At 54.6% G+C, this 23,909-nt stretch carries 19 protein-coding genes and 1 pseudogene; 10 read left to right on the forward strand and 10 right to left on the reverse strand.

Annotated elements, in window-relative coordinates; genetic code table 11:
- Positions 1-47 precede the first annotated feature (47 nt).
- Positions 48-1,448, forward strand: a complete 1,401-nt coding sequence (gene sthA / locus X965_RS06040; protein WP_015422398.1) for a Si-specific NAD(P)(+) transhydrogenase — start codon at positions 48-50, stop codon at positions 1,446-1,448.
- On the opposite strand, the gene oxyR is transcribed toward sthA, so the two are convergent.
- Entirely contained in the window at positions 1,445-2,356 is a 912-nt protein-coding gene (gene oxyR, locus X965_RS06045) for a DNA-binding transcriptional regulator OxyR (RefSeq protein WP_004236590.1), read from the reverse strand. The two genes, sthA and oxyR, sit on opposite strands and share 4 nt — an antisense overlap.
- A gap of 249 nt (positions 2,357-2,605) precedes the next feature.
- Here oxyR and X965_RS19225 point away from each other — a divergent pair.
- A pseudogene (locus tag X965_RS19225) lies at positions 2,606-2,806 on the forward strand (helix-turn-helix domain-containing protein); the annotation flags it as partial.
- On the opposite strand, the gene argH reads toward X965_RS19225, so the two are convergent.
- From argH to argC, 4 genes are all read right to left on the reverse strand, one after another.
- Positions 2,772-4,151, reverse strand: coding sequence for an argininosuccinate lyase (gene argH, locus X965_RS06050; RefSeq protein ID WP_004240777.1), 1,380 nt, complete (start codon positions 4,149-4,151; stop codon positions 2,772-2,774). The pseudogene X965_RS19225 and the gene argH overlap by 35 nt on opposite strands.
- A 77-nt stretch (positions 4,152-4,228) precedes the next feature.
- The gene (locus X965_RS06055) at positions 4,229-5,452 is read right to left on the reverse strand and encodes an argininosuccinate synthase (RefSeq protein WP_004240778.1); all 1,224 of its coding nucleotides are present in this window, start codon (positions 5,450-5,452) and stop codon (positions 4,229-4,231) included.
- Between the two features lie 69 nt (positions 5,453-5,521).
- The gene (gene argB / locus X965_RS06060) at positions 5,522-6,295 is read right to left on the reverse strand and encodes an acetylglutamate kinase (protein WP_004236593.1); all 774 of its coding nucleotides are present in this window, start codon (positions 6,293-6,295) and stop codon (positions 5,522-5,524) included.
- Between the two features lie 42 nt (positions 6,296-6,337).
- A complete protein-coding gene (gene argC, locus X965_RS06065) occupies positions 6,338-7,348 on the reverse strand; it encodes an N-acetyl-gamma-glutamyl-phosphate reductase (RefSeq protein WP_004240779.1) in 1,011 nt (336 codons plus the stop codon).
- 97 nt (positions 7,349-7,445) lie between these two features.
- On the opposite strand from argC, the gene argE reads away from it, so the two are divergent.
- Together argE and metF are read left to right on the forward strand one after the other, a co-directional pair.
- Entirely contained in the window at positions 7,446-8,606 is a 1,161-nt protein-coding gene (gene argE, locus X965_RS06070; RefSeq protein WP_004240780.1) for an acetylornithine deacetylase, read from the forward strand.
- Between the two features lie 197 nt (positions 8,607-8,803).
- Positions 8,804-9,703 (forward strand): methylenetetrahydrofolate reductase, encoded by a 900-nt coding sequence (metF, locus tag X965_RS06075; RefSeq protein WP_004236596.1) that lies wholly within the window; start codon positions 8,804-8,806, stop codon positions 9,701-9,703.
- A gap of 74 nt (positions 9,704-9,777) precedes the next feature.
- On the opposite strand, the gene X965_RS06080 is transcribed toward metF, so the two are convergent.
- A complete protein-coding gene (locus X965_RS06080) occupies positions 9,778-10,113 on the reverse strand; it encodes a carboxymuconolactone decarboxylase family protein (RefSeq protein WP_004236597.1) in 336 nt (111 codons plus the stop codon).
- A 204-nt stretch (positions 10,114-10,317) separates the two neighbouring features.
- Here X965_RS06080 and X965_RS06085 point away from each other — a divergent pair, with 204 nt between their 5' ends.
- On the forward strand, positions 10,318-10,713 hold the full coding sequence (locus X965_RS06085) for a hypothetical protein (protein WP_125460931.1): 396 nt from the start codon (positions 10,318-10,320) through the stop codon (positions 10,711-10,713).
- Between the two features lie 91 nt (positions 10,714-10,804).
- Here X965_RS06085 and ppc read toward each other — a convergent pair whose 3' ends face one another.
- The 3 genes from ppc to metB all read right to left on the reverse strand — a co-directional run bounded on the left by ppc (position 10,805) and on the right by metB (position 17,764).
- Complete coding sequence (gene ppc / locus X965_RS06090) at positions 10,805-13,438, reverse strand: phosphoenolpyruvate carboxylase (RefSeq protein WP_004240786.1); 2,634 nt, start codon at positions 13,436-13,438, stop codon at positions 10,805-10,807.
- Positions 13,439-14,156: 718 nt separating this feature from the next.
- The gene (locus tag X965_RS06095; RefSeq protein WP_015422395.1) at positions 14,157-16,595 is read right to left on the reverse strand and encodes a bifunctional aspartate kinase/homoserine dehydrogenase II; all 2,439 of its coding nucleotides are present in this window, start codon (positions 16,593-16,595) and stop codon (positions 14,157-14,159) included.
- A gap of 8 nt (positions 16,596-16,603) precedes the next feature.
- Complete coding sequence (metB, locus tag X965_RS06100; protein ID WP_004236601.1) at positions 16,604-17,764, reverse strand: cystathionine gamma-synthase; 1,161 nt, start codon at positions 17,762-17,764, stop codon at positions 16,604-16,606.
- A gap of 183 nt (positions 17,765-17,947) precedes the next feature.
- Between metB and metJ the strand changes: the two genes are divergently transcribed.
- Entirely contained in the window at positions 17,948-18,265 is a 318-nt protein-coding gene (gene metJ / locus X965_RS06105) for a met regulon transcriptional regulator MetJ (protein WP_004236602.1), read from the forward strand.
- A gap of 120 nt (positions 18,266-18,385) precedes the next feature.
- Here the strand turns inward: metJ and rpmE are convergent, their stop codons facing one another.
- Positions 18,386-18,601: a 50S ribosomal protein L31 gene (gene rpmE / locus X965_RS06110; protein ID WP_015422394.1), complete on the reverse strand. Its 216-nt coding sequence runs from the start codon at positions 18,599-18,601 to the stop codon at positions 18,386-18,388.
- Positions 18,602-18,904: 303 nt separating this feature from the next.
- Between rpmE and priA the strand changes: the two genes are divergently transcribed.
- The 4 genes from priA to hslV all read left to right on the forward strand — a co-directional run bounded on the left by priA (position 18,905) and on the right by hslV (position 23,901).
- A complete protein-coding gene (priA, locus tag X965_RS06115; protein WP_036417504.1) occupies positions 18,905-21,106 on the forward strand; it encodes a primosomal protein N' in 2,202 nt (733 codons plus the stop codon).
- Between the two features lie 251 nt (positions 21,107-21,357).
- On the forward strand, positions 21,358-22,386 hold the full coding sequence (gene cytR, locus X965_RS06120; protein ID WP_024473648.1) for a DNA-binding transcriptional regulator CytR: 1,029 nt from the start codon (positions 21,358-21,360) through the stop codon (positions 22,384-22,386).
- Positions 22,387-22,463: 77 nt separating this feature from the next.
- Positions 22,464-23,270 (forward strand): cell division protein FtsN, encoded by an 807-nt coding sequence (gene ftsN, locus X965_RS06125; protein ID WP_032098016.1) that lies wholly within the window; start codon positions 22,464-22,466, stop codon positions 23,268-23,270.
- A 100-nt stretch (positions 23,271-23,370) separates the two neighbouring features.
- Entirely contained in the window at positions 23,371-23,901 is a 531-nt protein-coding gene (gene hslV / locus X965_RS06130) for an ATP-dependent protease subunit HslV (RefSeq protein ID WP_015422392.1), read from the forward strand.
- Positions 23,902-23,909: the final 8 nt, after the last annotated feature.

The raw sequence follows: 23,909 nt of genomic DNA on the forward strand, positions 1-23,909 counted from the left end.
TGTTAAGATGATGTTGTTAACTTATGTATAAACAGGTTACTTCTCATATGCAACAGAACCAGTTTGATGCCATTGTCATCGGCTCCGGCCCGGGTGGTGAAGGTGTGGCAATGGGACTTGTGAAGCAGGGAAAACGGGTTGCCGTAATTGAGCGTTATGATGACGTCGGCGGCGGCTGTACCCACTGGGGAACGATTCCTTCCAAAGCGCTGCGCCACGCGGTCAGCCGTATTATCGAATTTAACCAGAATCCGCTGTACAGTGATAACTCCCGGGTTCTGAAATCTTCATTTTCCGAAATCCTGGCTCACGCCGGCCGGGTTATTACCCAGCAGACCGGCATGCGCCGTGGTTTTTACGAGCGCAACGGCTGTACCATGTTCTGCGGCGAAGCTAAATTCACCGAGGAGGGTGATGTCCGTGTGCGCTACAGTGACGGCAGCTGCGATATTCTCCGTGCGGAGAATGTGGTTATCGCCACCGGTTCACGCCCGTACTGCCCGCCGGATGTGGATTTCAGCCACTCCCGCATTTATAACAGCGACACCATTCTGTCACTGACACACGAACCGCGCCATGTGATCATTTATGGTGCCGGGGTTATCGGCTGTGAATATGCCTCTATTTTCCGCGGTCTGAGTGTGAAGGTGGATCTGATCAACACCCGCGACCGTCTGCTGGCGTTTCTCGACCAGGAAATGTCGGACGCACTCACCTATCATTTCTGGAACAACGGCGTGGTTATCCGCCAGAATGAAGAGTATGAGCGGATTGAGGGCACGGATGACGGTGTGATTATTCACTTCCGTTCAGGGAAAAAAGTGAAGGCGGACTGCCTGCTCTTTGCCAACGGCCGCACCGGTAACACCGATAATCTCGGTCTTGAGCATGTCGGGATCACCGCTGACAGCCGGGGACTCATCAGTGTCAATGATACCTACCAGACCAGCAATCCGGCGATTTATGCAGTCGGGGATGTTATCGGCTACCCGAGCCTCGCCTCGGCGGCCTATGACCAGGGGCGGATTGCCGCCCGCGCTATCACTCATGACGGCAATGCACCGCTGCATCTGATAGAGGATATCCCGACCGGGATTTACACTATTCCGGAAATCAGCTCGGTCGGTAAAACCGAGCAGCAGCTGACAGCGATGAAGATCCCGTATGAAGTGGGCCGGGCACAGTTCAAACATCTGGCACGGGCGCAAATCGCCGGGCTGGATGCAGGCAGCCTGAAAATTCTGTTCCACCGCGAAACCCGGCAGATTCTGGGGATCCACTGCTTCGGCGAGCGTGCGGCTGAGATTATCCACATCGGCCAGGCGATTATGGAACAGAAAGGTGAAGGTAATACCATCGATTATTTCGTCAATACCACCTTCAACTACCCGACAATGGCGGAAGCCTACCGGGTTGCCGCACTGAACGGACTTAACCGCTTATTTTAAGCCGCAGGCTCCTGCTGGTAATAAGCACACATTTTTGCACGGATAGCCTCTGCCAGCTGGCTGTAACGGCTGCGCAGCGGCGACCCCGGACGGTAAACCAGGATCACTTCACGGAAAGGCTCCGGATTGGTGCAGGAGAGATAACACACGCCGTCGCGTTTGTGCTCCGGCGGAATCGCCAGATCCGGCAGTAACGTGATACCGCTGCCTGCCGCCACCATATTGCGCAGGGTTTCCATACTTGTCGCCCGGAAGTGGGTATCTTCCCGCGCACCGGCCTGGAAACAGAATCCCATCGCCTGATCACGCAGACAGTGCCCGTCTTCCAGCATCAGCAGTTTTTCCCCGGCCAGCTCATGCATTTCCACTTCCTGACGGGATGCCCACGGGTGCTCATCATAAATCGCCAGTTTCATCGGCTCATTAAACAGCGGCTCTTCAATAAAGCTGCCAGTTTCTTTTACCCGCGCCAGAATCGCGCAGTCGAGTTTCCCGCTGTCCAGTTGCGCCAGCAGCTGATGGGTCTGGGCTTCATGCAGATACATCTCGAGCTTCGGCCACAGCCGGTGCAGTTCCGGAATGATATGCGGCAACAGATACGGGGCGATGGTCGGGATCAGCCCGATATGCAGCGGCCCTGCCATGCTTTCTCCCTGAAGGGAGGCCATTTCCTCAAGAATTTTCACTTCCCGCAGAATGGTCCGGGCCTGATCCACCAGCAGCATTCCCTGCTGGGTAAACAGGACTTTGCGGCTGGTGCGCTCCAGCAGCATCACACCCAGTTCATCCTCGAGCTTGCGGATCTGTCCGCTCAGTGTCGGCTGGCTGACATGACAGGCATCTGCCGCGCGGCGAAAGTGATTATGCTCAGAAAGTGCCACCAGATATTCCAAATCCCGGATATTCATGCCTGTGTCTCCGTCTGCGATTAATAGATAAAATCAATTGATAACTATCATAACGCAACTGCATTGTTAGTCGAGCTTAAATCACAGGACGGAAACAGACAGAAAATCCATAGCGTTACCGGTAAGAAAGCATAACTGTCAGACCGGATCGGGAAATACCGGCAACACTGATAGCAGTGTGCAGGAAATGCAGGATACCTTAATGGTCAGAATACAGCAGAGCCCGGTACGGTCATCAGGAAAACCCATAATGCCCTTACCCGGCGCTGGCCGAAAGGCGAAAAGATTATTGCGGATTTCCTGAAGGTATCACCGGCCGGAATCCGGCTTTCGCGTTATAGGCAAAAATATACTGATGGCAATAATTACCCCCGGCTCACAGGAAAAGAGGGTGAGCCGGGGACAATACATTACGTCACACCAGTTTCAGCCGGATTTTGGCTTCACTGATAGCCGCAGCCACCTGCTCCGGTGAAACACCGCCTTTCGCACAGCGTTTCTCCAGACAGGACTGAAGTGACAGGATGTCATACACATCCAGGGCAATCACCGGGCTGAATTCCTGCAGTTCTGTCAGCGGCATTTCTTCCAGCGCCACGCCTTTTGCTATCGCGCCGACCACCACTTCACCGACAATATGATGCGCCTCGCGGAACGGAACGCCTTTTGCCACCAGGTAATCCGCCAGTTCTGTCGCGTTGGCATAACCCTGTTTGGCCGCTTCCTCGCAGCGCGGACGTTTCACCTGAATGCCTTCCAGCACCAGTGCCGCCATATGCAGGCAGTCCAGCCAGCTGTCGAGTGCATCAAACAGCCCTTCTTTGTCTTCCTGCATATCCTTGTTATAGGCGAGCGGCAGACCTTTGAGGGTCATCATCATACCGGTCAGTGCGCCCTGCACCCGGCCGCATTTGCCACGGATAAGCTCGAGAGCATCCGGGTTCTTTTTCTGCGGCATCAGGGAAGAGCCGGAGGTGACGCGGTCAGATAATTCAATAAACGCTGCTTCGCCGCTGTTGAAGAAAATCATATCTTCAGCAAAGCGGGAGAGATGCACCATGCTGATCGCCGCATCACTGAGCAGTTCCAGTACATGGTCACGATCAGACACACTGTCGAGGCTGTTGCGGGTTGCACCGGCGAATCCCAGCCAGCCGGCCAGCTGTTCCCGGTCGATGGCATACGCGGTTCCGGCCAGCGCACCCGAGCCGAGCGGGCTGTAATCAAAACGCGCCAGGGCATCGCGGACACGGCTTTCATCCCGCGCCAGCATTTCACTGTACGCCAGGCACCAGTGAGCAAATGTCACCGGCTGCGCCCGCTGTAAGTGGGTGTAACCCGGCATCACCGCATCCTGATTCTGCTCCGCCGTCAGCACCAGCGCCTGCTGTAATTCCTGTAATGCCGCGAGGATCTGACTGACCGCCTCTTTGCACCACAGTTTTAAATCCGTCGCCACCTGGTCGTTACGGCTGCGTCCGGTGTGGAGTTTTTTCCCCAGATCGCCGACTTTGCCGATCAGTTTGCCTTCCACCCAGCTGTGGATATCTTCCGCATCACTGCGCAGAATGGCACGCGGATCGGCCTGCACTTCCGCCAGCAGCTCATTCAGTGCCTGCTCCAGCGCCGCCTGCTCCTGTGCGGTCAGCACATTGACCGTCACCAGTGCTTTCGACCAGGCCACAGAGCCGGTGATATCCTGCTCCGCCAGACGATAGTCGAATCTCAGCGAGTCGTTGAATTGTTTGAACCGTTGATCTGCTTCCTGACTGAAGCGTCCGCCCCACAGTGCCATACTTTTTCCCTTTCTGTTTTTAATGATAAATCAGTCTGATGCACGTCCCTGTGCATAATCTCCCTGTCTCCCGCCGGTTATTTCTGCGCTTTCAGCGCACGGATCCGCGAGGAGAGTGAATACAGGCGGATAAAGCCGCCCGCATGGCTGTGGTCATACACGTCATCTTCGCCGAAAGTGGCGAACTCTTCGGAATAGAGGCTGTTGGCGGACTGTTTCTGGATCGCCGTGACCTGTCCTTTATAGAGTTTCAGCACCACTTCACCGCTGACCTCTTCCGCCAGGGAATCCGCAGCTGCCTGAATGGATTTACGCAGCGGGGCAAACCAGCGGCCGTCATACACCACATAGGACATTTCCAGGCCAATCTGCTGACGCCATTTGAAGCTGTCGCGGTCGAGGATGATCTCTTCCAGTCCGCGCAGTGCCGCCATCATGATGGTGCCCCCCGGGGTTTCATAACAACCGCGGGATTTCATGCCCACCAGCCGGTTTTCAATAATATCGATCCGGCCGATACCGTGTTTCGCACCCAGTTCATTCAGGGCATTCAGGCAGTTATACGGAGACAGCGCTTTGCCGTTCACCCCGGTGACTTCACCGGCCTTAATGGTGACAGTAACCAGCTCCGGCTGGTCCGGGGCTTCCTGCGGATCTGCGGTCCATACCCAGCAATCAGCATTCGACTGATTCCACGGACTTTCCAGCACGCCGCCTTCGGTAGAGATATGCCATGCGTTTTCATCACGGCTGTAGATTTTTTCCAGGGACGCGGTGGTCGGGATATTACGGACTTTCAGGTAATCCAGCAGCGCCTCACGGGAACGCAGATCCCACTCACGCCACGGTGCAATGACTTTCAGCTGTGGCGCCAGGGCGGTGTAGGTTCCCTCAAAACGTACCTGGTCATTCCCTTTGCCGGTCGCACCGTGTGCCAGCGCATCCGCGCCGACTTTCAGTGCCAGCTCCACCTGAGCTTTGGCGATAATCGGCCGCGCCATCGATGTACCGAGCAGATATTTACCTTCATACAGTGCGCCGCTTTTCAGCACCGGATAGACAAAATCTTTGATAAATTCTTCACGCAGATCGACGACATAGCAGGAAGACGCCCCGGAGTTCAGTGCTTTCTGCTCGACACCGTCGAGATCTTCCGCGCTCTGGCCGATATTGGCGACAAATGCCACCACTTCGCAGTTATCATAATGCTCTTTCAGCCACGGAATAATCGCCGATGTATCCAGACCGCCGGAGTAAGCCAGTACGATTTTTTTAATGCCTGTTTTTTTTGCCTCTGTCATAACCCTGTCCTTTCAGTAAATGTTATCCGCTGCTGCGGAGTGATTCTGCCAATGTGCTGATAATCCGGATTACGCGGAAATCCGCGTGCCGATGGCTTCGCCATCAAATAATAAATGCAGCTGATCCGCATGACGCCAGGAGGCGATATCCACCGGCCGCCCCAGTGTGGCCGCCGCTTCCAGCGCCGCGTTCACTTTCACAATCATGCCGTCGGTGATAATGCCGTCGTCGATCATTTTCTGTGCATGTACACCATCGAGTGCTTTGATTTTCTGCCCTTTGCCGTCCAGGATGCCGCTGACATCCGACAGCAGGACCAGATCTGCGCCCAGCGTTTCCGCAATGGCGGTAGCCGCCTGATCCGCATTCACATTCATCAGCAGTCCGTCTTCCGTGATGCCGATGGAACTGATGACCGGCAGAAAACCGTTGTTCAGTAACAGATTCAGCAGAGCCGGGTTGCCCGGTGCCGCTTTACCTACATGGCCCAGTTCGTCACTTAGTGGTGTGACTTTGACACTCTGACCATCCCCGAGACACAAGCCGGTACCGTTGAGCTGATAACGGGTCGCCCACGCCAGCAGTGTTTTGTTGGCACTGCCCGCCAGCGCTCCGGTGATAATGTCTATCTGATCCGCCGGGGTGACCCGCAGCCCCTGCTTTTTCACCACCGGTAACTGTAATTTCGCCATCAGTTCATCCACTACGCAGCCGCCGCCGTGAACGATGACAATGCGGCGGTCATTTGACGCCCGGTATGCGGCCAGTGCGGTGAATAAACGCCCGAGGGCTTCTTCGCTGTCCAGTAACACACCGCCTAATTTGATGACTAATGGTTCCATTTCCGTTTTCCGTCAGATAAAAGAGTGAGCCGGGCTGTCTGCTTACTGTGGCAGCAGGGACAGCGTTTCATTAAAGCCAAAACGAATATTCATGCACTGAACCGCCTGAGCAGCCGCCCCTTTGAGCAGGTTATCCTCTGCACCAGCGACAATCAGATGCTCTCCCTGCACAGCAAAGCCCAGGTCGCAGAACGGCTGACCAACAACAGCATTCAGTGCCGGTACGCCGTGGTCATACACCCGCACCAGCGGTTTATCGTCATAGGCCTTGTGATAGGCCGCGCTGACCTGCTCTGCGGTGACGCCGCTTTTCAGTCTGCAGGTGATGGTTGCCAGGATCCCGCGTTTAAAGTTGCCGAGATGCGGGGTAAAAATTACCGGAGTGCCGAGATGTGCGGCAATTTCCGGCTGATGCCGGTGAGTAAACAGCCCGTAGGGTTGCAGACTCACCTCACAAAAACTGTTATTCAGCGCGGCTTTACGCCCCGCACCGCTCACGCCGCTGGTGGCATTGATAACCGGCCATTGGGTCAGATCCAGCAGGTCATTATCCAGCAGCGGTTTCAGCGCCAGCTGGGAGACCGTCGGATAACAGCCCGGCACCGCAATCAGTTGCGCGGTACGGATGTTGTCATGCTGCCATTCCGCCAGGCCGTACACGGCCTGCGCCAATAAGGCGGTATGTTTGTGTTCAAATCCGTAGTATTGTGGGTAAAAATTATCCTGCTGAACGCGGTAAGCGCCTGAAAGATCAAACACCGTGCAACCCGCCGCAAGGAAAACCGGCACGAGGTCATGGCTGACCTCATGGGCGGTTGCCAGGAACACCACATCGGTATTTTGTGCAACGGCGGCCGGGTCTGTCAGCGGCTCCAGCGGCAGATCCACCAGGCCCCGGAACTGCGGATGCAGATCCGAAAAGCATTTTCCGGCATCCGCACTGTTGGCAGAAACCATCAGGCCGGTCAGTTCCGTCTGCGGGTGGCGTTGGATATAAGCAGCGAGCTCTGCACCGGTATATCCGCTGGCACCGATAATCAGCGTTTTCAACATAAGTTATCTTCACCTTGTACCTGAAACACAAACAATGTATTTTTATTCACATAAACTGCATGAATATTGATACTATTATGACTAAAGGCTGTCAACAGTGAATATTAAATTACCTGCATTTATTGAGATTTATCGTCAGCTCATCGCGGCACCTTCCATCAGTTCCACGGAAGCGGAATCTGATCAGAGCAATGAAACTGTTATCAATCTGCTGGCGACCTGGTTTGAAACCCTGGGGTTTGATGTCGAGGTGCAACCCGTTCCGGAAACGCGCGGCAAGTTCAATCTGCTCGCGAGTCTCGGGGATGGCGACGGCGGTCTGCTGCTGTGCGGCCACACCGATACCGTCCCGTTTGATGAAGGCCGCTGGAGCAAAGATCCCTTCACCCTGACAGAGCAGAACAACAAGCTGTACGGGCTGGGAACAGCGGATATGAAGGGCTTTTTCGCCTTTATCCTCGACGCGCTGCGCGATATCAGTGTGAAGGATTTGCAGCACCCGCTCTATATCCTCGCCACCGCAGATGAAGAAACCACCATGGCCGGGGCGCGCTATTTTGCCGCCAATGCAGCTATCCGCCCGTCCTTTGCCATTATCGGCGAACCCACGTCGTTACAGCCGGTGCGGGCGCACAAAGGCCACCTCTCCAATGCTATCCGCATTACCGGTCAGTCCGGTCATTCCAGTGATCCGGAGCGCGGCGTCAATGCGATTGAGCTGATGAATGAATCCATCACGCACCTGATGTCACTGCGTAACGAGCTGAAAGAAAAATTCAATAACCCGGCGTTTGTCATTCCGTATCCGACCATGAATTTCGGTCATATTCACGGCGGTGATGCGGCAAACCGTATCTGCGGCTGCTGTGAATTGCATATGGATATCCGGCCGCTGCCGGGCATGACTCTCAGTGATATTGACGACATGCTCAATACCACGCTGGAGCCGGTGAAGCAGCGCTGGCCGGGACGGCTGGCGATTGAGGAGCTGCATGCGCCGATCCCGGGTTACGCCTGCCCGACAGATCATAAAATGGTCGGTGTGATTGAAAACCTGCTCGGCGAAAAAGCGCAGACGGTGAATTACTGCACCGAAGCACCGTTTATTCAGGATCTGTGCCCGACCCTGGTGCTCGGCCCCGGGTCGATTGAACAGGCGCATCAGCCGGATGAATTTCTCGAAACCCGCTTTATTGAGCCGACCCGTGAACTGCTGACCCAGCTTGTCACCCATTTCTGCTGTAAAACCCCCGAATAATTCTTCTCAGCGGACAGCCCGTCTGTCCGCGCTTTTCCCCTCATCATGACAATCTTTCATACAGCGTGTGAGAAAACCTCACCCGCACTGTGACAATTAGTGGTTGACGTTTAACCAATTCATCCCGTAATCTACATCCAGACGTCTAAACGTATAGACATTCAAATAATCACGGACGGATAACTGCGGGGGCAGCGATGAGTTTTTTACATATAGACCAGCACGAAGCACTGAATCAGAACCTGGCAGAACTGGCCGGTCGTGTGGCCGTATCTTTTGAATTCTTTCCGCCGGGCACACCGGAAATGGAAAAAACCCTGTGGCAGTCCATCGAACGTCTCAGTGTGCTGAAGCCGAAATTTGTTTCCGTCACTTACGGGGCGAACTCCGGCGAGCGGGACCGCACCCATTCGGTGATTAAAAGTATCAAAGAGAAAACCGGGCTGATTGCTGTTCCGCACCTGACCTGTATTGATGCCACCCGTGATGAGCTGAAAACTATCGCCAGAGATTACTGGGATAACGGTATCCGCCATATTGTGGCGCTGCGCGGCGATCTGCCGGACAGCAGCAGCAAACCGGATATGTATGCCGCTGACCTGGTCGGTTTGTTAAAATCGGTCGCCGATTTTGATATTTCCGTCGCCGCTTACCCGGAAGTGCATCCGGAAGCGCGCAGTGCGCAGTCAGACCTGATTAACCTGAAAAAGAAAATTGATGCCGGTGCAGATCGCGCTATCACGCAGTTTTTCTTTGATGTCAGCACCTATCTGCGTTTCCGTGACCGCTGTGCGGCGGCCGGTATTGATGTGGAGATTGTGCCGGGCATTCTTCCGGTCTCTAACTTCAAACAGTTACAGCGCTTTGCAGGAATGACTAACGTCCGCATCCCGGGCTGGCTCGGCACCATGTTTGAAGGCCTGGATGATGACCCGGAATCCCGCAAGCTGGTCGGGGCTTCCGTGGCAATGGAGATGGTGAAACTGCTCAGCCGTGAAGGCGTGAAAGATTTCCATTTTTACACCCTGAACCGCGCGGAACTGACTTACGCTATCTGCCATACTCTGGGTGTCCGCCCGGCCGCCTGCGTGGCATAATTTATCACGATCCGGGCACATACATCAGTATGTCGCCGGATCGTGAGCATCCGTCACAGCGAAAGGTAAGGCGTTTATGAGAACTCTTTAAATGCCTTAATCGTATTTGCCGCGTACATCACAGACGGACCGCCACCCATAGCAACAGCCACACCCAGTGCTTCCGCCAGCTCCTGCTCCGTTACCCCCGCATCAACCAATTTTTTGGTATGAAAACCAATACAACCATCACAACGGTTTGCCACCGCAACCGCGATAAAAATCAGTTCTTTTGTTTTTTTATCTAATACACCATCCGCCGAGCTGCTGCTGACCAGCTCTGAGAAAGCGGTCATAACATCCGGGATAAATTTACCCAGTTCCTGCATGTTTACGGCGATTTCTTTAGTGACATCTTTGTAATATGACATTTCCGATCCTTAGTGAGAGTAACAGTTACATACAATATATATTTTAATATTATATAAATTTACAGATTATTCAATATCATTATTCATATATTCCCGCCATTATTTTGAGATATCTCCGGCAAACTGCCGTTTTCTGCAATTAATTTATGGCATATACGGTAAGATAAATATTTAATTATCTCATGAATAATAAGGAAATAATTGATGCTTCAAATTCGGTTACATGGTGCGCCATGTAATGTCCGGCTGGATAATGGCAAGGTTATGTCAGGCAAAAAAGCAGCAGATCATCTGGCAAAAACAATTAAAGCCACAGGAAATTCACCAATTAATTTTGTTAGTTGCTACGGGGCTGCAGGAGGCGCGATTTCGAATGCACAGATGCTGGCTAATAAAACAGGTTGCCCGGTTAAAGGATACACAAAAAAAATCTCACCGGTACAGGCGGGTAATAACAGTCATGCAGGAAAAAGCCGGGTATTCCACCCGCAAAGCCCTCTGAAAGCGAAAGTTTGCGGCATCACTAACCAGACAGCAGGTTCATTGATACAACCCGGTATGCATGCTTACAATTTTCTGAGAACACATTTGCATCCCTGAATAAAAAATGGCCGCAACTGCGGCCATCCGGGGCCGCCGGCCAACCCGCAGGGGTTGGCAGCGACCGTCAGTGATTGTAAAAATAACGTTATTAACCGGTATTACGCATACCTGCCGCAATGCCTGCAATAGTCACCATCAGGGCCTGCTCTACCTGCGGATCTGACTGATCGCATTCACGTGAGCGGTGCAGCAGTTCGGCCTGCAGGACGTTCAGCGGGTCGGTATACACGTTACGCAGTGCGATAGATTCCGCAATCCACGGCAGATCCGCCATTAACTGCTCATCTTTGGAAATCATCAGGACGCTCTTAATATCCTGTGATAACTGTTCACGCAGTTTTGCCCCCAGCGGCCACAGGCGCGGCTCCACCAGACGCTGGTCATAATATTCCGCCAGCCATAAATCGACTTTGGCGAACACCATTTCCAGCATACCGATGCGGGTTCTGAAGAATGGCCACTGGTAATACATCACTTCCAGCATTGCCCGGTTGCCTTCATCCACGGCAGTTTTCAGTGCCGCACCCGCACCCAGCCAGGCCGGCAGCATCAGACGGTTTTGCGACCAGGCAAAAATCCACGGGATCGCACGGAGGGTTTCCACACCACCGGTCGGACGGCGTTTTGCCGGACGGGATCCCAGCGGCAGTTTGCCCAGCTCCTGCTCCGGCGTGGCTGCGCGGAAATACGGGACAAAATCCGGCTGTTCGCGGACATAGTCGCGGTACATCTCACAGGAGACATCCGAGAGGCGATCCATAATCGCGGCCCACTCCGGTTTCGGCTCCGGCGGCGGCAGCAGATTGGCTTCCAGGCTGGCGCTGGCGTACATTGCCAGGCTGCTGATAGTGACCTGCGGCAAACCAAACTTAAAGCGGATCATCTCACCCTGTTCTGTCACACGCAGGCCGCCTTTCAGGCTTCCCGGCGGCTGTGAGAGCAGTGCGGCGTGTGCCGGCGCACCTCCGCGGCCGATGGTGCCTCCGCGTCCGTGGAACAGCGTCAGTGTCACGCCTTCACGGGCGCAGACTTTAATCAGTGCATCCTGAGCGCGGTATTGTGCCCAGGACGCCGCCATCACCCCGGCATCTTTGGCAGAGTCGGAGTAACCGATCATCACCATCTGACGGTCATTTATCAGATTGCGGTACCAGTCGATGCTCAGCAGGCGGGTGATAACACTCTCTGCATTGTTAAGGTCATCGAGGGTTTCAAACAGCGGTGCAACCGGCAGGGTAACCGGGCTGCCGGATTCTTTCAGCAGCAGTTTGACCGCCAGAACATCCGACGGCACTTTTGCCATCGAAATCACATAGGAAGCGACAGAATTTTCCGGTGATTCGGCAATCACCCGGCAGGTATCAAAAACTTCGCGGGTTTCATTACTGCACTCCCAGTTCTGCGGCACCAGCGGACGTTTTGACTGGAGTTCACGCAGCAGGAATTCCTGTTTTTCCTCTTCCGGCCAGGCGGCGTAATCCCCGAGGCCGAGATACTGTGTCAGTTCAGACAGCGCTTCGGTATGACGGGTACTTTCCTGGCGCACATCAATACGCACCAGCTGCAGACCGAAGCAGCGGATACGGCGCAGCGTATCCAGCAGTTGGCCGTTGGCAATAATCTTCATGCCGCACTCAACCAGCGAGCGGTAGCAGAGATACAGCGGCTCCCATAACTCTTCGTTATCGGTCAGCAGGTTATCCGGTTTGATAGCCGGTTCACCGGCCAGGCAGCGCTCCAGATAGTCCAGTGTGCTTTTCAGACGGGCGCGCAGCTGTTTGGTGATGACGCGGTACGGCTCGGCGGCATCCTCACCCACGCGCTCACGCAGCTCCGGCGTGCATTCGCTCATGGAGAGCTCGGAGACCAGCACCTGAATATCATTATAGAAAAGATCAGCAGCCTTCCAGCGGCTGAGGGTCAGCACGCGCCGGGTGATATCTGCCGTGACATTCGGGTTACCGTCGCGGTCACCACCCATCCATGAGGTAAAGCGGATCGGTGTGGCTTCCACGGACAGGTTGTAATCCAGTGATGCCTCGAGCTGCTCATTAAACTCGCGCAGGAACGCCGGAACCCCTTCCCACAGACTGTTTTCCACCACGGCAAAGCCCCACTTCGCTTCATCAAGCGGTGTCGGACGGTCTTTGCGGATTTCATCAGTATGCCAGGCCTGTGCCACCAGTTGGCGCAGACGGCGCATAATACGATCGTGCTCATAATCAGCCAGGTCATCATGATCCAGCTGTGCCAGGCAGGTATTCACCGCCACCAGTTTGTGGATCAGGGTACGGCGGGCAATTTCGGTCGGATGCGCGGTCAGCACCAGCTCAATGGAGAGTTCATCCACGGCCTTGCGCATCTCTTCATTGGTAAAATTTTTGGCTTTCAGCTGATCAAACAGCGCCGCCAGGGCAACCGGATTACTGGCCGCCTCACCGTGCGGCGAAATGCTGTGATACTGCTCCGCCACGTTGGTTAAATTCAGGAACTGGTTAAATGCGCGGGCAACCGGCAGCAGTTCTTCATTGGATAGATTTTGCAGTGTCATCAGCAGCTTCTGCCGCTGAATTTCATTACCGGCCTGTGACGCTTTGGATAACTTACGGATGGATTCTACTTTCTCGAGAATATGTTCACCCTGGGCCTCTTTGATCGTGTCTCCGAGTAGTTTCCCGAGCATACTGACGTTACTGCGCATTGCGGAATATTGTTGATTCATACGACCCCTGACCCTTATTGACGGCAGAATCCTATGACCGCCGGTGAGGAACTTTCAGCCGGCAGTTCTCTGTCCTGTACATCTTAGTGATTTCATACGACGGATTAATTCTTATTTTGTGACGCCGTTCCCTTGCATTTATCTCTGCCCTATATTCATATCAAAAAAAACGCGCTTTGAAAGGACTTTATCAGATTTAATTACCGTGCCGCCATCATGTTGCGCACAGGCAGGTGCCGGATTATCGGGTAAAAATCCGTCCCGCCAGCATAATGAAAGGGAAAAACAAACGTCACAGACAGATATCGCGAATTAAGGCAAAAATAGTAACGATTCAGCCTGAGCGAAAATCCTCAGTCCGGCGGGGAAAAATTCAGCAGGAAAGTGTAACGGGAAACCGTCAGCAGAAAAACAGCGGGAAGTGAAAATAGTAACGGGATGCAATTAAATCCGTTAATCGCATCCCGCCGGGATTGTTTCTGTCCTTAGCCTGACTTCCTGTCAGAAGAAGCACGTCCGGTGCATATCCTTACCATGACATCCTGTCACAGCCATCATCCATAATGATTATATGTCCATCTTGAAACATCACCATGCGCTATTTATACCAACCCTGTACTATAAACGTAATAAGACAATTCCCGTTATCGTCATTTTTTGTCCCGTATAGTGACTTTTTAAGACTATTTAACCCCGGCGATAGTCAGAATCCGATGAATTACAGCAATTGTGCCAGACGGTTTAAATCTGACTGAATCGCCCCTGCGGTGACATCACGACCGGCACCCGGCCCGCGGATCACCAGCGGATTATCGCGGTACCAGCGGCTTTCCACGGCAAAGAGATTATCCCCCGGCTGCAGTGCGGCCAGCGGATGATCAGGCCGGACCGCTTCCACCCCGACCCGCGCTTTGCCGTTGGCATCAAAACGGGCCACGTAGCGCAGCACCATGCCCATTTCACGGGCAGCTTCCAGGCGGCAGGCCATCTGTTCATTCAGCGCAGTGACATTCTCGAAGAAGTGATCCGGTGTGCCTTCCTGTGCCGCTTCCGGCACCAGGGATTCCACACGGACATCTTCCGGCTCAATTTCATACCCGGCTTCACGGGCGAGGATAATCAGCTTGCGCATCACATCCTGGCCGGATAAATCAATACGCGGATCCGGCTCGGTCAGCCCCTGCTGCCAGGCCTGTTCCACCAGCTCACTAAACGGTACGGTGCCGTCGAATTGCAGGAACAGCCAGGAGAGTGTGCCGGAGAAGATCCCGCTGATCGCAATAATGCTGTCGCCGCTTTCATGCAGATCGCGCACACAATGGTTGATCGGCAGTCCCGCACCGACAGTGGCGTTGTACAGCCAGTGACGCCCGGTTTTGCGGAACGCATCGCGGATCTGGCGGTAATCGCGGGTTTTTGCCGCCCCGGCAATTTTGTTGGCGCTGATGACATGGAAACCGTACGCGGCAAAATCGGCGTAGCTTTCCGCCAGGGTTTGACTGGCAGTCAGGTCGATAATCACCAGGTCATCAAACGGATGGTTGCGCATCCACAGATACAGGGTGTCCTCATCGGCGATCGGCTCTGCTTCCTCATTGAAGAAAGCCAGTGCGCGGCTCGGATCCAGCCCGTCGTAACTGAGCAGCGCTCTTTCGCTGTCCGCCACCCCGGCGAGAACAAATTCAAACCCGCTGCGGGCAGAGAGATTACTCTGCTCACGCGCAAACAGTTCCAGCCAGCGGCTGCCGATATTGCCTTTGCCGAACACCATCAGGCCGATCTGCTTTTCCGCACGGAACAGGCTCTGGTGCAGACCCTGAATCACATGCCCGGTCTGACGGGTGCGCAGAATGGCCACGAGACTGATACCGTCCTCGGCCTGCCAGATAAACTCCACCGGCTGATCTTTGAGCTGCTGATAAAAACGGTGGTAATGCAGGAGGTTTTTACAGACCCCCGCCCCGACCAGCGCCACCAGCGAGAAGCCGTCACGCAGTGTCAGTGTGCCCGGCAGTCCGGCGCTTTCCAGCACATGCAGGGCGCTGTCTGCCACTTCGGCGGTATAACTGAGCTGAATAAGATTGTCATCATTATGCAGGCCGACCGCCAGCGGGCGGATCTGGCTGCGTTTAAGCAGCAGATCAATACTTTTATAACGCGCTCTGGCGTCATCCCCGGCCGGCAGGCGGATATCAATCAGACAAACCTCATCATGGTTGGTCACGATCTTCGCCCCGGTGCCGGATGCCAGCACACGCTCAATTTTTGTCGAGCCCTGTTCCGGCTGGTAACTGCAGCGCAGCTGTAAATCGATATCACTGACGGACACCGGCTGTAATGTGCGGGTATGCAGTACCGGTGCGGCGAGACGTGCCAGTTCACTGGCTTCATCCAGACGCAGCAGCGGCAGCAGACAGGCATCTTTGACTTTGCGCGGGTCAGAGCTGTAAACCCCCGCGACATCACTCCAGATGGTGACTTTTTTCACCCCGGCCAGCGCGCCGACCTGGGTGGCGGAATAGTCACTGCCGTTACGGCCGAGCAGCACGGTTTCCCCGGCAGCGTTGCGGGAGATAAACCCGGTCACCACCAGACGTTTACCCGGATGCAGCGCCAGCAGTTCTGCAAGCAGCGGCTGCGACCGCGCGGTATCCACTTCCGGCTGCGCCGCCCGCTCCGCACACAGGAATGTCCGGGCATCCAGCCACTGTGCGGCCATACCCTGCTCCTGAAGTACCTGAGCCATCAGACGGGCAGACCAGATTTCCCCGTGGCCGGTCACTTCCGCGTAAATCACATCATTCAGCGGATTTTCCAGCAGTTTCGCCAGGCGCTGAATATCATCATTAAACTGAAAGATCAGGACATTGGCCTGAACTTCCGGCAGTAAGTCACTGATAAGGGTTGTCTGATAGCGTTGCAGGGTCTGCCGCGCCTGTTCTGCGGCAGCACGATCACTCTGACTCAGTTTGACCCAGTTAATCAGCTGGTTGGTGGTGCTGCCGGCGGCAGACACGACCATCAGGTCATCCGGCTCACTGTAGTTCGCCATAATATTCGCCACCCGCAGATAACATTTTGCATCTGCCAGGCTGCTGCCGCCGAATTTATGTAACTGACGCCCTTTTACTGATTCATCAATCGCCAACGCACTCATGATTACCCTTACCCCTTAGTCACTGACTGAAATGCGCGATCCAGATCAGCAATCAAATCACTGCTGTCCTCAATCCCCGCAGAAATACGTAATAAGCTGTCTGAAATTCCCGCTGCATGCCGTGCCTGCTCCGGCATTCCCGCGTGTGTCATGGTCGCGGCATGGGAAATCAGCGTTTCCACCCCGCCCAATGACTCTGCTAGTGTAAAGAGAGACAGGTGAGATAAAAAGCGGGAAATTGCAGCTTCATCACCATTAATGTCAAAACTGAGCATTGCGCCGAATCCTTTCTGCTGCTTTGCGGCCAGTTCATGCCCGGGATGCGTCGCCAGTCCCGGATAATACACTTTTTTCACCAGCGGCTGGCGCACCAGATAATCCGCCAGAGTACGGGCATTTTTTTCCTGTAAGGTGATCCTCGGGATCAGGGTGCGGATACCGCGCAGCAGCAGATAGCTGTCAAACGCCCCCAGCGTCACACCGATATTATTCGCCCACCACGCCAGAGTTTCACAATGTTCCGCATCTGCGGCGATCACCACACCGGCGACCACATCGGAATGCCCGTTCAGGTATTTGGTACAGGAATGAATAACAAAATCCGCGCCCAGTGCCAGCGGCTGCTGTAATACCGGGCTGAGAAACGTGTTATCCGCCGCCACCAGTGCTCCGGCCTGATGCGCCTTCTCACTGACTGCCGCGATATCCGTGATACGCAGCAGCGGGTTACCCGGCGTTTCAATCAGCACCAGCTTCGGTTTCTCCGCCAGCGCGGCACTGAGTGACGCCTCATCATTCATATCCGCAAAGCGGACGGTAAAATGGCCGCGCTGCTGACAACTGTCGAGCAGCCGGTAAGTGCCGCCGTAGCAGTCGTGCGGGGCAACAATCACATCCCCGGGTGATAAAAACACGGTAAACAGCAGATGCAGAGCAGACATCCCGCTGCTGGTCACCACCGCCCCGGCACCGCCTTCCAGCTCCGCCAGCGTGCGCCCGGTGATATCCCGCCCGGGATTGCCGCGCCGTGAATAATCATGTTCACGCGGGCTGTTGAAGGCCGGAAAATTATAGGTTGATGAGAGATACACCGGCGGTATGACACAGCCGAATTGGGTCTCTTCATTGAGTCCGTTATGAATTGCCGCTGTCGCGGGTTTGCGTGCCATACCTCTTTCCCTATCAGTAACTGAACGAGTTATCAGCATATCCGCGGTTCATTTAGACGTCAATATGTCTGGACATCCATCCTGCTTTACGGTTATATATACAAGTGGGATAATACCGATATCAGTCAGGTACTTTTCTGTGCCCGGCTCCTCCTCAAACTGACTAAGATAACAAGGTAATCCATGGCTGAATGGAACGGCGAATATATCAGCCCTTATGCTGAGCATGGCAAAAAAAGTGAGCAGGTAAAGAAGATTACAGTTTCTATCCCGTTGAAAGTGCTTAAAATTTTAACGGATGAGCGCACACGCCGCCAGGTGAATAACCTGCGTCATGCCACCAATAGCGAACTGTTATGTGAAGCATTTCTGCATGCTTTTACCGGACAGCCACTGCCCGATGATGATGATCTGCGCAAAGAACGCAGTGATGAAATCCCGGAAGTGGCGAAAGAAATTATGCGCCAGCATGGGGTCGACCCGGATACGTGGGAATATTGAGTTTTATCCGCGTGTTATACGACTTCTCAACCCGGAAACAGACATAAAAAAACGCCCTGTGAAATATTTTCATTCAGGGCGTTTTTTATGGAACAGAGCGCGGCATGCCGCGCAGTGCCATTATTTCTTCGCAGAAGGAACGCTGAAGCGTTTGTTGAAGCGATCAACACGGCCGCCGCTTGCAACGTCACGCTGTTTACCGGTGTAGAACGGGTGGCATTCGCCGCACACGTCCAGGTTCAGGTTGTGACCTGCGGTAGAGTTAATTTTCATTACGTTGCCGCAAGAGCAGGTTGCAGTGATTTCTGCGTAGTTAGGATGAATACCTTTTTTCATGGGAAAACCTCGGTTAAGGCCGTGTCGCTATCCGGGCCTTTTTGCCGGACACCACACGTCGTGTTGATGATAAGTTATCGGTGGTATTTTAATTACCAAAGGCGGCGGATCATACAGAAATTCCCTGAACCATGCAATGAAATCCGCTGTCTTTTCGTGGTATTCTGGATCCTGTTTTGCGGATAATTTCCCTGTTTTTACCGGGGAAAAACTGAAATCCGGTGATTATTCAGACACTTTTGCGCCTTTTCCGCCGCTGTGTATTTTTTACACGCCGGCGCTCTGCCGATGATGGACATTATAATGACAGTCGTCCGGGTGATATTACCAGTACCTCTGACACAAACATTTGACTATTTACTGCCTGATGATATGCCCCGCCCGGTACCGGGGGCACGGGTGATTGTGCCGTTCGGACGACAGAAACAGGCAGTCGGCATTGTGGCTGAACTGGCGGAAACCAGCACCTTCAGCCCGGAGAAACTCAAGCCGGTCATTGCCTGCCCGGATGATGACACGCTGTTTCCCGGGGATCTGTGGCCGCTGCTGAACTGGGCGGCGCAGTATTATCACTATCCGTTAGGGGAAGTGCTGTTTCATGCCATGCCGATTTTGCTGCGTCAGGGCAAAGAAGCCGCCTTTGCACCGCTGTGGTGCTGGGAAGTGACGCCGGAAGGACGTGAGATTGATATCCATACCCTCAAACGCTCCCCGAAACAGCAGCAGGCACTGGCCTGTCTGCGCCGCCAGCCGGTTTACCGCCATCAGACTGCGGAATATGAACTCAGCGACAGTGCATTGCAGGGACTGAAAAAGAAAAACCTGATCACCCTGAACGATGTGCAGCCGGAGAGCAAACCCTGGCAGCCGGGATTTGCCGTCACCGGCGAACGCCTGAAACTCAATACCGAGCAGGCCACCGCTGTGGGGGCGATCCGCGCAGAACAGCATCAGTTTTCCCCGTGGCTGCTGGACGGCGTCACCGGCTCCGGGAAAACTGAGGTGTATCTCAGTGTGCTGGAAAATGTGCTGGCCGAAGGCCGCCAGGCCCTGGTTCTGGTACCGGAAATCGGCCTGACCCCCCAGACCATCGCCCGCTTCCGCGCCCGTTTTCAGGCGCCGGTGGATATTCTCCATTCCGGCATGAATGACAGCGAGCGTCTGGCTGTCTGGCTGCGGGCAAAGCGCGGGGAGACCGCCATTGTTATCGGTACCCGCTCCGCGCTGTTCACGCCGTTTACCTCTCTCGGCATCATTATTATCGATGAGGAGCACGACGGCTCCTATAAACAGCAGGACGGCTGGCGTTATCACGCCCGTGATCTGGCCGTGTTCCGTGCCAAGAAAAATGATATTCCGATTGTGATGGGCACGGCGACCCCGTCACTGGAAACCCTGTTTAATGTCCGGCAGAAAAAATACAAAGTCCTGCCGCTGACACAGCGGGCGGGAAATGCACAGCTTGCCGACCAGCATCTGCTCGACCTGAAAGGGCTGCCGCTGACTTCCGGGTTGTCACAACCGCTGATCAAACGCATCCGCCACCATCTGGCCGCAGATAATCAGGTTATTCTGTTCCTCAACCGGCGCGGCTTTGCCCCGGCAATGCTGTGCCACGAGTGCGGCTGGATAGCGGAATGCCCGCGCTGCGACCATTTTTATACTCTGCACCAGAACCACCGCATGCTGCGCTGCCATCAGTGTGACAGCCAGCGCCCGGTACCGAAACAGTGCCCGCAGTGCGGCTCCACACAGCTGGTGCCGGTCGGGCTGGGCACCGAACAGCTGGAGGAGAGCATCACCCCGCTGTTCCCGGATGTTCCGGTCACGCGGCTGGATCGCGATACCACCAGCCGCAAAGGCGAGCTGGAGCAGCATCTGGCGGATGTGCATCAGGGCGGCGCACGCATCCTGATCGGTACCCAGATGCTGGCCAAAGGGCATCACTTTCCGGATGTCACCCTTGTGGCACTGCTGGATGTCGACGGCGCGCTGTTCTCCGGTGATTTCCGTGCGGCAGAGCGCTTTGCACAGCTCTACACCCAGGTCTCCGGCAGGGCGGGACGCGCCGGGAAACGCGGCGAGGTCATTTTGCAGACTCACCATCCGGAACATCCGCTGCTGACCGTGCTGCTGGAAAAAGGCTATGCCGCCTTCGCCGCACAGGCACTGAATGAGCGGCAGAGTGTCTGTCTGCCGCCTTATACCAGCCAGGTGATGATCCGCGCCGAAGATCAGAATAACCAGCGGGCGAATGCATTCCTGCAGACGGTACGTCAGCTGTTCGAATCCCACCCGCTGCGGGATGAGCATTTCTGGCTGATGGGGCCGCTGCCTGCTATCCAGGCCAAACGCGGCGGACGTTTCCGCTGGCAGTTGCTGTTACAGCATCCGTCCCGCAGTCAGTTGCAGAAAATTGTCGCGCAGGCCATTCCGTATATTCAGCAGATGCCGGAAAGCCGGAAAGTCCGCTGGAATGTGGATGTCGATCCGACTGATGGCTGAGACTGACGTCTCACGGAAAGTGCGCGCTGTCTCAAAAAATTGAGATAACTCACAGTTTTATGCAAACCAGGTAACAGATTAATTTTACAAAGGGCTTAGAATAGCCGTTAATAGAACGATTAATAAACCGTCTGAATTTCACTTAAGAAGCTCAGGCGGTTTTTCACAGGCATGTGAAAAGTACAGCGGACCATAATGATCACAAAAACCGCGCAATCGATACACTTACAGGGTAACCAAAGGAATTAATGATGGAACCACGCCGCAACGATACCGGCGCGACAATGAAAGATGTCGCCAGAGCCGCAGGCGTCTCGACCGCGACCGTGTCGCGGACACTGATGAATCCGGAGAAAGTGTCTGTGCAGACACGGCAGAAAGTGGAAAATGCTGTCCTGGAAGTGGGGTATTACCCGCATAATCTGTCCCGGGGGATGAAACGTAATGAATCCCGCACCATTCTGGTGATTGTGCCGGATATCGGCGATCCGTTTTTTACCGATATTATTGTCGGTATCGAGGAAATTGCCGCCAAACACGGCTATCTGGTTCTGATCGGCGACTGCCGTTATCAGCACAAGCCGGAACACACCTTTGTGAATCTGATTGTCACCAAACAAATTGACGGCATGGTGCTGCTCGGCTCTGATGTACCGTTTGACAGCCGCCATGATGAACAGCGCCACTTCCCGCCGATGGTGATGGCCAACGAATTTGCCCCGGAGCTGGAGCTGCCGACGGTGAATATTGATAACCTGACCGCCGCCTTTAATGCCACCCATTATTTACAGTCGCTCGGACACACCCGCATCGCCTGTATTTCCGGGCCGGAAGAGCTGCCGTTGTGTCAGTACCGTGTCGAAGGGTATATTCAGGCCATGCGCCGTATGGGAATGCCGGTACGGGAAGAGTATCTGGTACGCGGGGATTTCACCCACGAAAGCGGCGCGGAATGTGCCGCACAGTTGCTGGCACTGCCGGAACCACCGACCGCGATTTTCTGCCACAACGATATTATGGCGATCGGCGTTCTCTGGGCGGCCAGAAAACAGGGGCTGACGCTGCCGCAGGATCTCTCGGTTGTCGGTTTCGATGATTTACCGGCTGCACAATACTGTTCGCCGACCCTGACGACTATCGCACAGCCCCGTTATGAAATCGGCCGTCAGTCTTTCTTACTGCTGCTGGAACAGTTGCAGGGACACACCGTGGCAAAAGGTTCGCGCCTGCTGGATTCTGATTTAATCATCAGAGAAAGTGCCTGCGCGCCTAAAAGCTAGGCAAAAACCATAAGGTTAAGTAACATGTAACGCTGAATAATATGTTCCCTTAACCGACTCATTAGTGAATTGAAACAGTGGCACAACGAGATTATGTGGGACGCGGACGCTCTGCGCCGCGTAAAAAAAGTAAATCACGGAAGAAAAGTCAGGCGAAAGGCCTGCCGTTCACCACATTGGTGATCGCCGTGGCACTGGTGGTCGTTTTTGTCGGCGGCCTGTTCTATCTGGTCCATAACAAAAAAAGTCAGACCGCTTCTGACAGCATCATTCCGCCTGCGCATCAGCAGAGTACCGGTAACGGGCTCCCGCCGATCCCGGAGGAGCGCTGGCGTTATATCAAAGAGCTGGAAAACCGTGAAGCCGGGGTACCGGAGCAGTATTACTCCAACCCGCAGGCACCGGCCAACCGCATTGATCCGAATGCCAAACTGACTCAGGAACAGCGGCAGCTGCTGGAGCAGATGCAGTCTGATATGCAGCAGGCACCGGTTCAGTTGCAGGAAGTACCGGCGAACGGTGCAGTTCCGCGCTCTCAGGTCGTGGTTACCGGTCAGGATCCGCAGCTGCGTATGCAGCCGGAAACCCGTCCGGCACCGCAGCCGGCCGAAAAACCGGCTGAGAAACCAAAACCGGTACAGGAAAAACCGCAGGCTGCGCCTGAGCGCTGGTTAATCCAGTGCGGATCATTCCGTGAGAGTGGTCAGGCAGAAGAAGTCCGCGCCGGTCTCGCCTTCTCCGGTATCGAAAGCCGCGTGTCCCAGGGCGGCGGCTGGTATCGTGTGATGCTCGGCCCGTATGAGAAATCTGCCGCGCAATCGGTGAAAAGCCGTGCCGCTGATGCCGGCGTAACAAATTGTATTCTTCGCTCCGCCGGGGGTTGAAATCCTTCAGCCCTCCCCCCATATCTCTAGTTAATTCTGTGCCGCCGGGAATATACCCGGCGGCCTCTCTCCATCCTTTAGCACAACCAGGGGCTGACTCATGACAACAATCGTAAGTGTTCGCCGTAATGGCCAGGTCGTAATTGGTGGTGATGGGCAGGCGACAATGGGTAATACCGTCATGAAAGGTAATGTCCGCAAAGTCCGCCGCCTCTATCACGACAAAGTCATTGCCGGTTTCGCCGGCGGCACCGCGGATGCCTTTACTCTCTTCGAACTGTTTGAACGCAAACTTGAACTCCATCAGGGACACCTGACAAAAGCCGCCGTTGAGCTCGCCAAAGACTGGCGTACCGACCGCATGCTGCGCAAACTGGAAGCCCTGCTGGCCGTTGCCGATGAAACCGCATCGCTGATTATCACCGGCCAGGGGGATGTCGTTCAGCCTGAAAATGATCTGATTGCCATTGGTTCCGGCGGCCCGTACGCCCAGGCAGCAGCCCGCGCCATGCTGGAAACCACCGATCTGAGTGCCCGTGAAATCGCGGAGCGCGCACTGACTATTGCCGGTGATATCTGTATCTACACCAACCACAATCTGAATTTTGAAGAATTACCTTCAAAAGCATAAGGATCGAC

Origin of the sequence: Morganella sp. EGD-HP17, assembly GCF_000512315.2 — a bacterium.
GTDB classification, from domain to species: domain Bacteria; phylum Pseudomonadota; class Gammaproteobacteria; order Enterobacterales; family Enterobacteriaceae; genus Morganella; species Morganella morganii.

What these genes read in the sequence shown, in the direction of transcription:
- hslV (WP_015422392.1), top strand. Translation starts at nt 23,371, where the DNA reads ATGACAACAATCGTAAGTGTTCGCCGTAATGGCCAGGTCGTAATTGGT.
- argH (WP_004240777.1), bottom strand. Translation starts at nt 4,151, where the DNA reads ATGGCACTGTGGGGCGGACGCTTCAGTCAGGAAGCAGATCAACGGTTC.
- oxyR (WP_004236590.1), bottom strand. Translation starts at nt 2,356, where the DNA reads ATGAATATCCGGGATTTGGAATATCTGGTGGCACTTTCTGAGCATAAT.
- priA (WP_036417504.1), top strand. Translation starts at nt 18,905, where the DNA reads ATGACAGTCGTCCGGGTGATATTACCAGTACCTCTGACACAAACATTT.
- cytR (WP_024473648.1), top strand. Translation starts at nt 21,358, where the DNA reads ATGGAACCACGCCGCAACGATACCGGCGCGACAATGAAAGATGTCGCC.
- X965_RS06085 (WP_125460931.1), top strand. Translation starts at nt 10,318, where the DNA reads ATGCTTCAAATTCGGTTACATGGTGCGCCATGTAATGTCCGGCTGGAT.
- X965_RS06095 (WP_015422395.1), bottom strand. Translation starts at nt 16,595, where the DNA reads ATGAGTGCGTTGGCGATTGATGAATCAGTAAAAGGGCGTCAGTTACAT.
- metF (WP_004236596.1), top strand. Translation starts at nt 8,804, where the DNA reads ATGAGTTTTTTACATATAGACCAGCACGAAGCACTGAATCAGAACCTG.
- metJ (WP_004236602.1), top strand. Translation starts at nt 17,948, where the DNA reads ATGGCTGAATGGAACGGCGAATATATCAGCCCTTATGCTGAGCATGGC.
- sthA (WP_015422398.1), top strand. Translation starts at nt 48, where the DNA reads ATGCAACAGAACCAGTTTGATGCCATTGTCATCGGCTCCGGCCCGGGT.
- metB (WP_004236601.1), bottom strand. Translation starts at nt 17,764, where the DNA reads ATGGCACGCAAACCCGCGACAGCGGCAATTCATAACGGACTCAATGAA.
- ppc (WP_004240786.1), bottom strand. Translation starts at nt 13,438, where the DNA reads ATGAATCAACAATATTCCGCAATGCGCAGTAACGTCAGTATGCTCGGG.
- X965_RS06055 (WP_004240778.1), bottom strand. Translation starts at nt 5,452, where the DNA reads ATGACAGAGGCAAAAAAAACAGGCATTAAAAAAATCGTACTGGCTTAC.
- rpmE (WP_015422394.1), bottom strand. Translation starts at nt 18,601, where the DNA reads ATGAAAAAAGGTATTCATCCTAACTACGCAGAAATCACTGCAACCTGC.
- X965_RS06080 (WP_004236597.1), bottom strand. Translation starts at nt 10,113, where the DNA reads ATGTCATATTACAAAGATGTCACTAAAGAAATCGCCGTAAACATGCAG.
- argB (WP_004236593.1), bottom strand. Translation starts at nt 6,295, where the DNA reads ATGGAACCATTAGTCATCAAATTAGGCGGTGTGTTACTGGACAGCGAA.
- argC (WP_004240779.1), bottom strand. Translation starts at nt 7,348, where the DNA reads ATGTTGAAAACGCTGATTATCGGTGCCAGCGGATATACCGGTGCAGAG.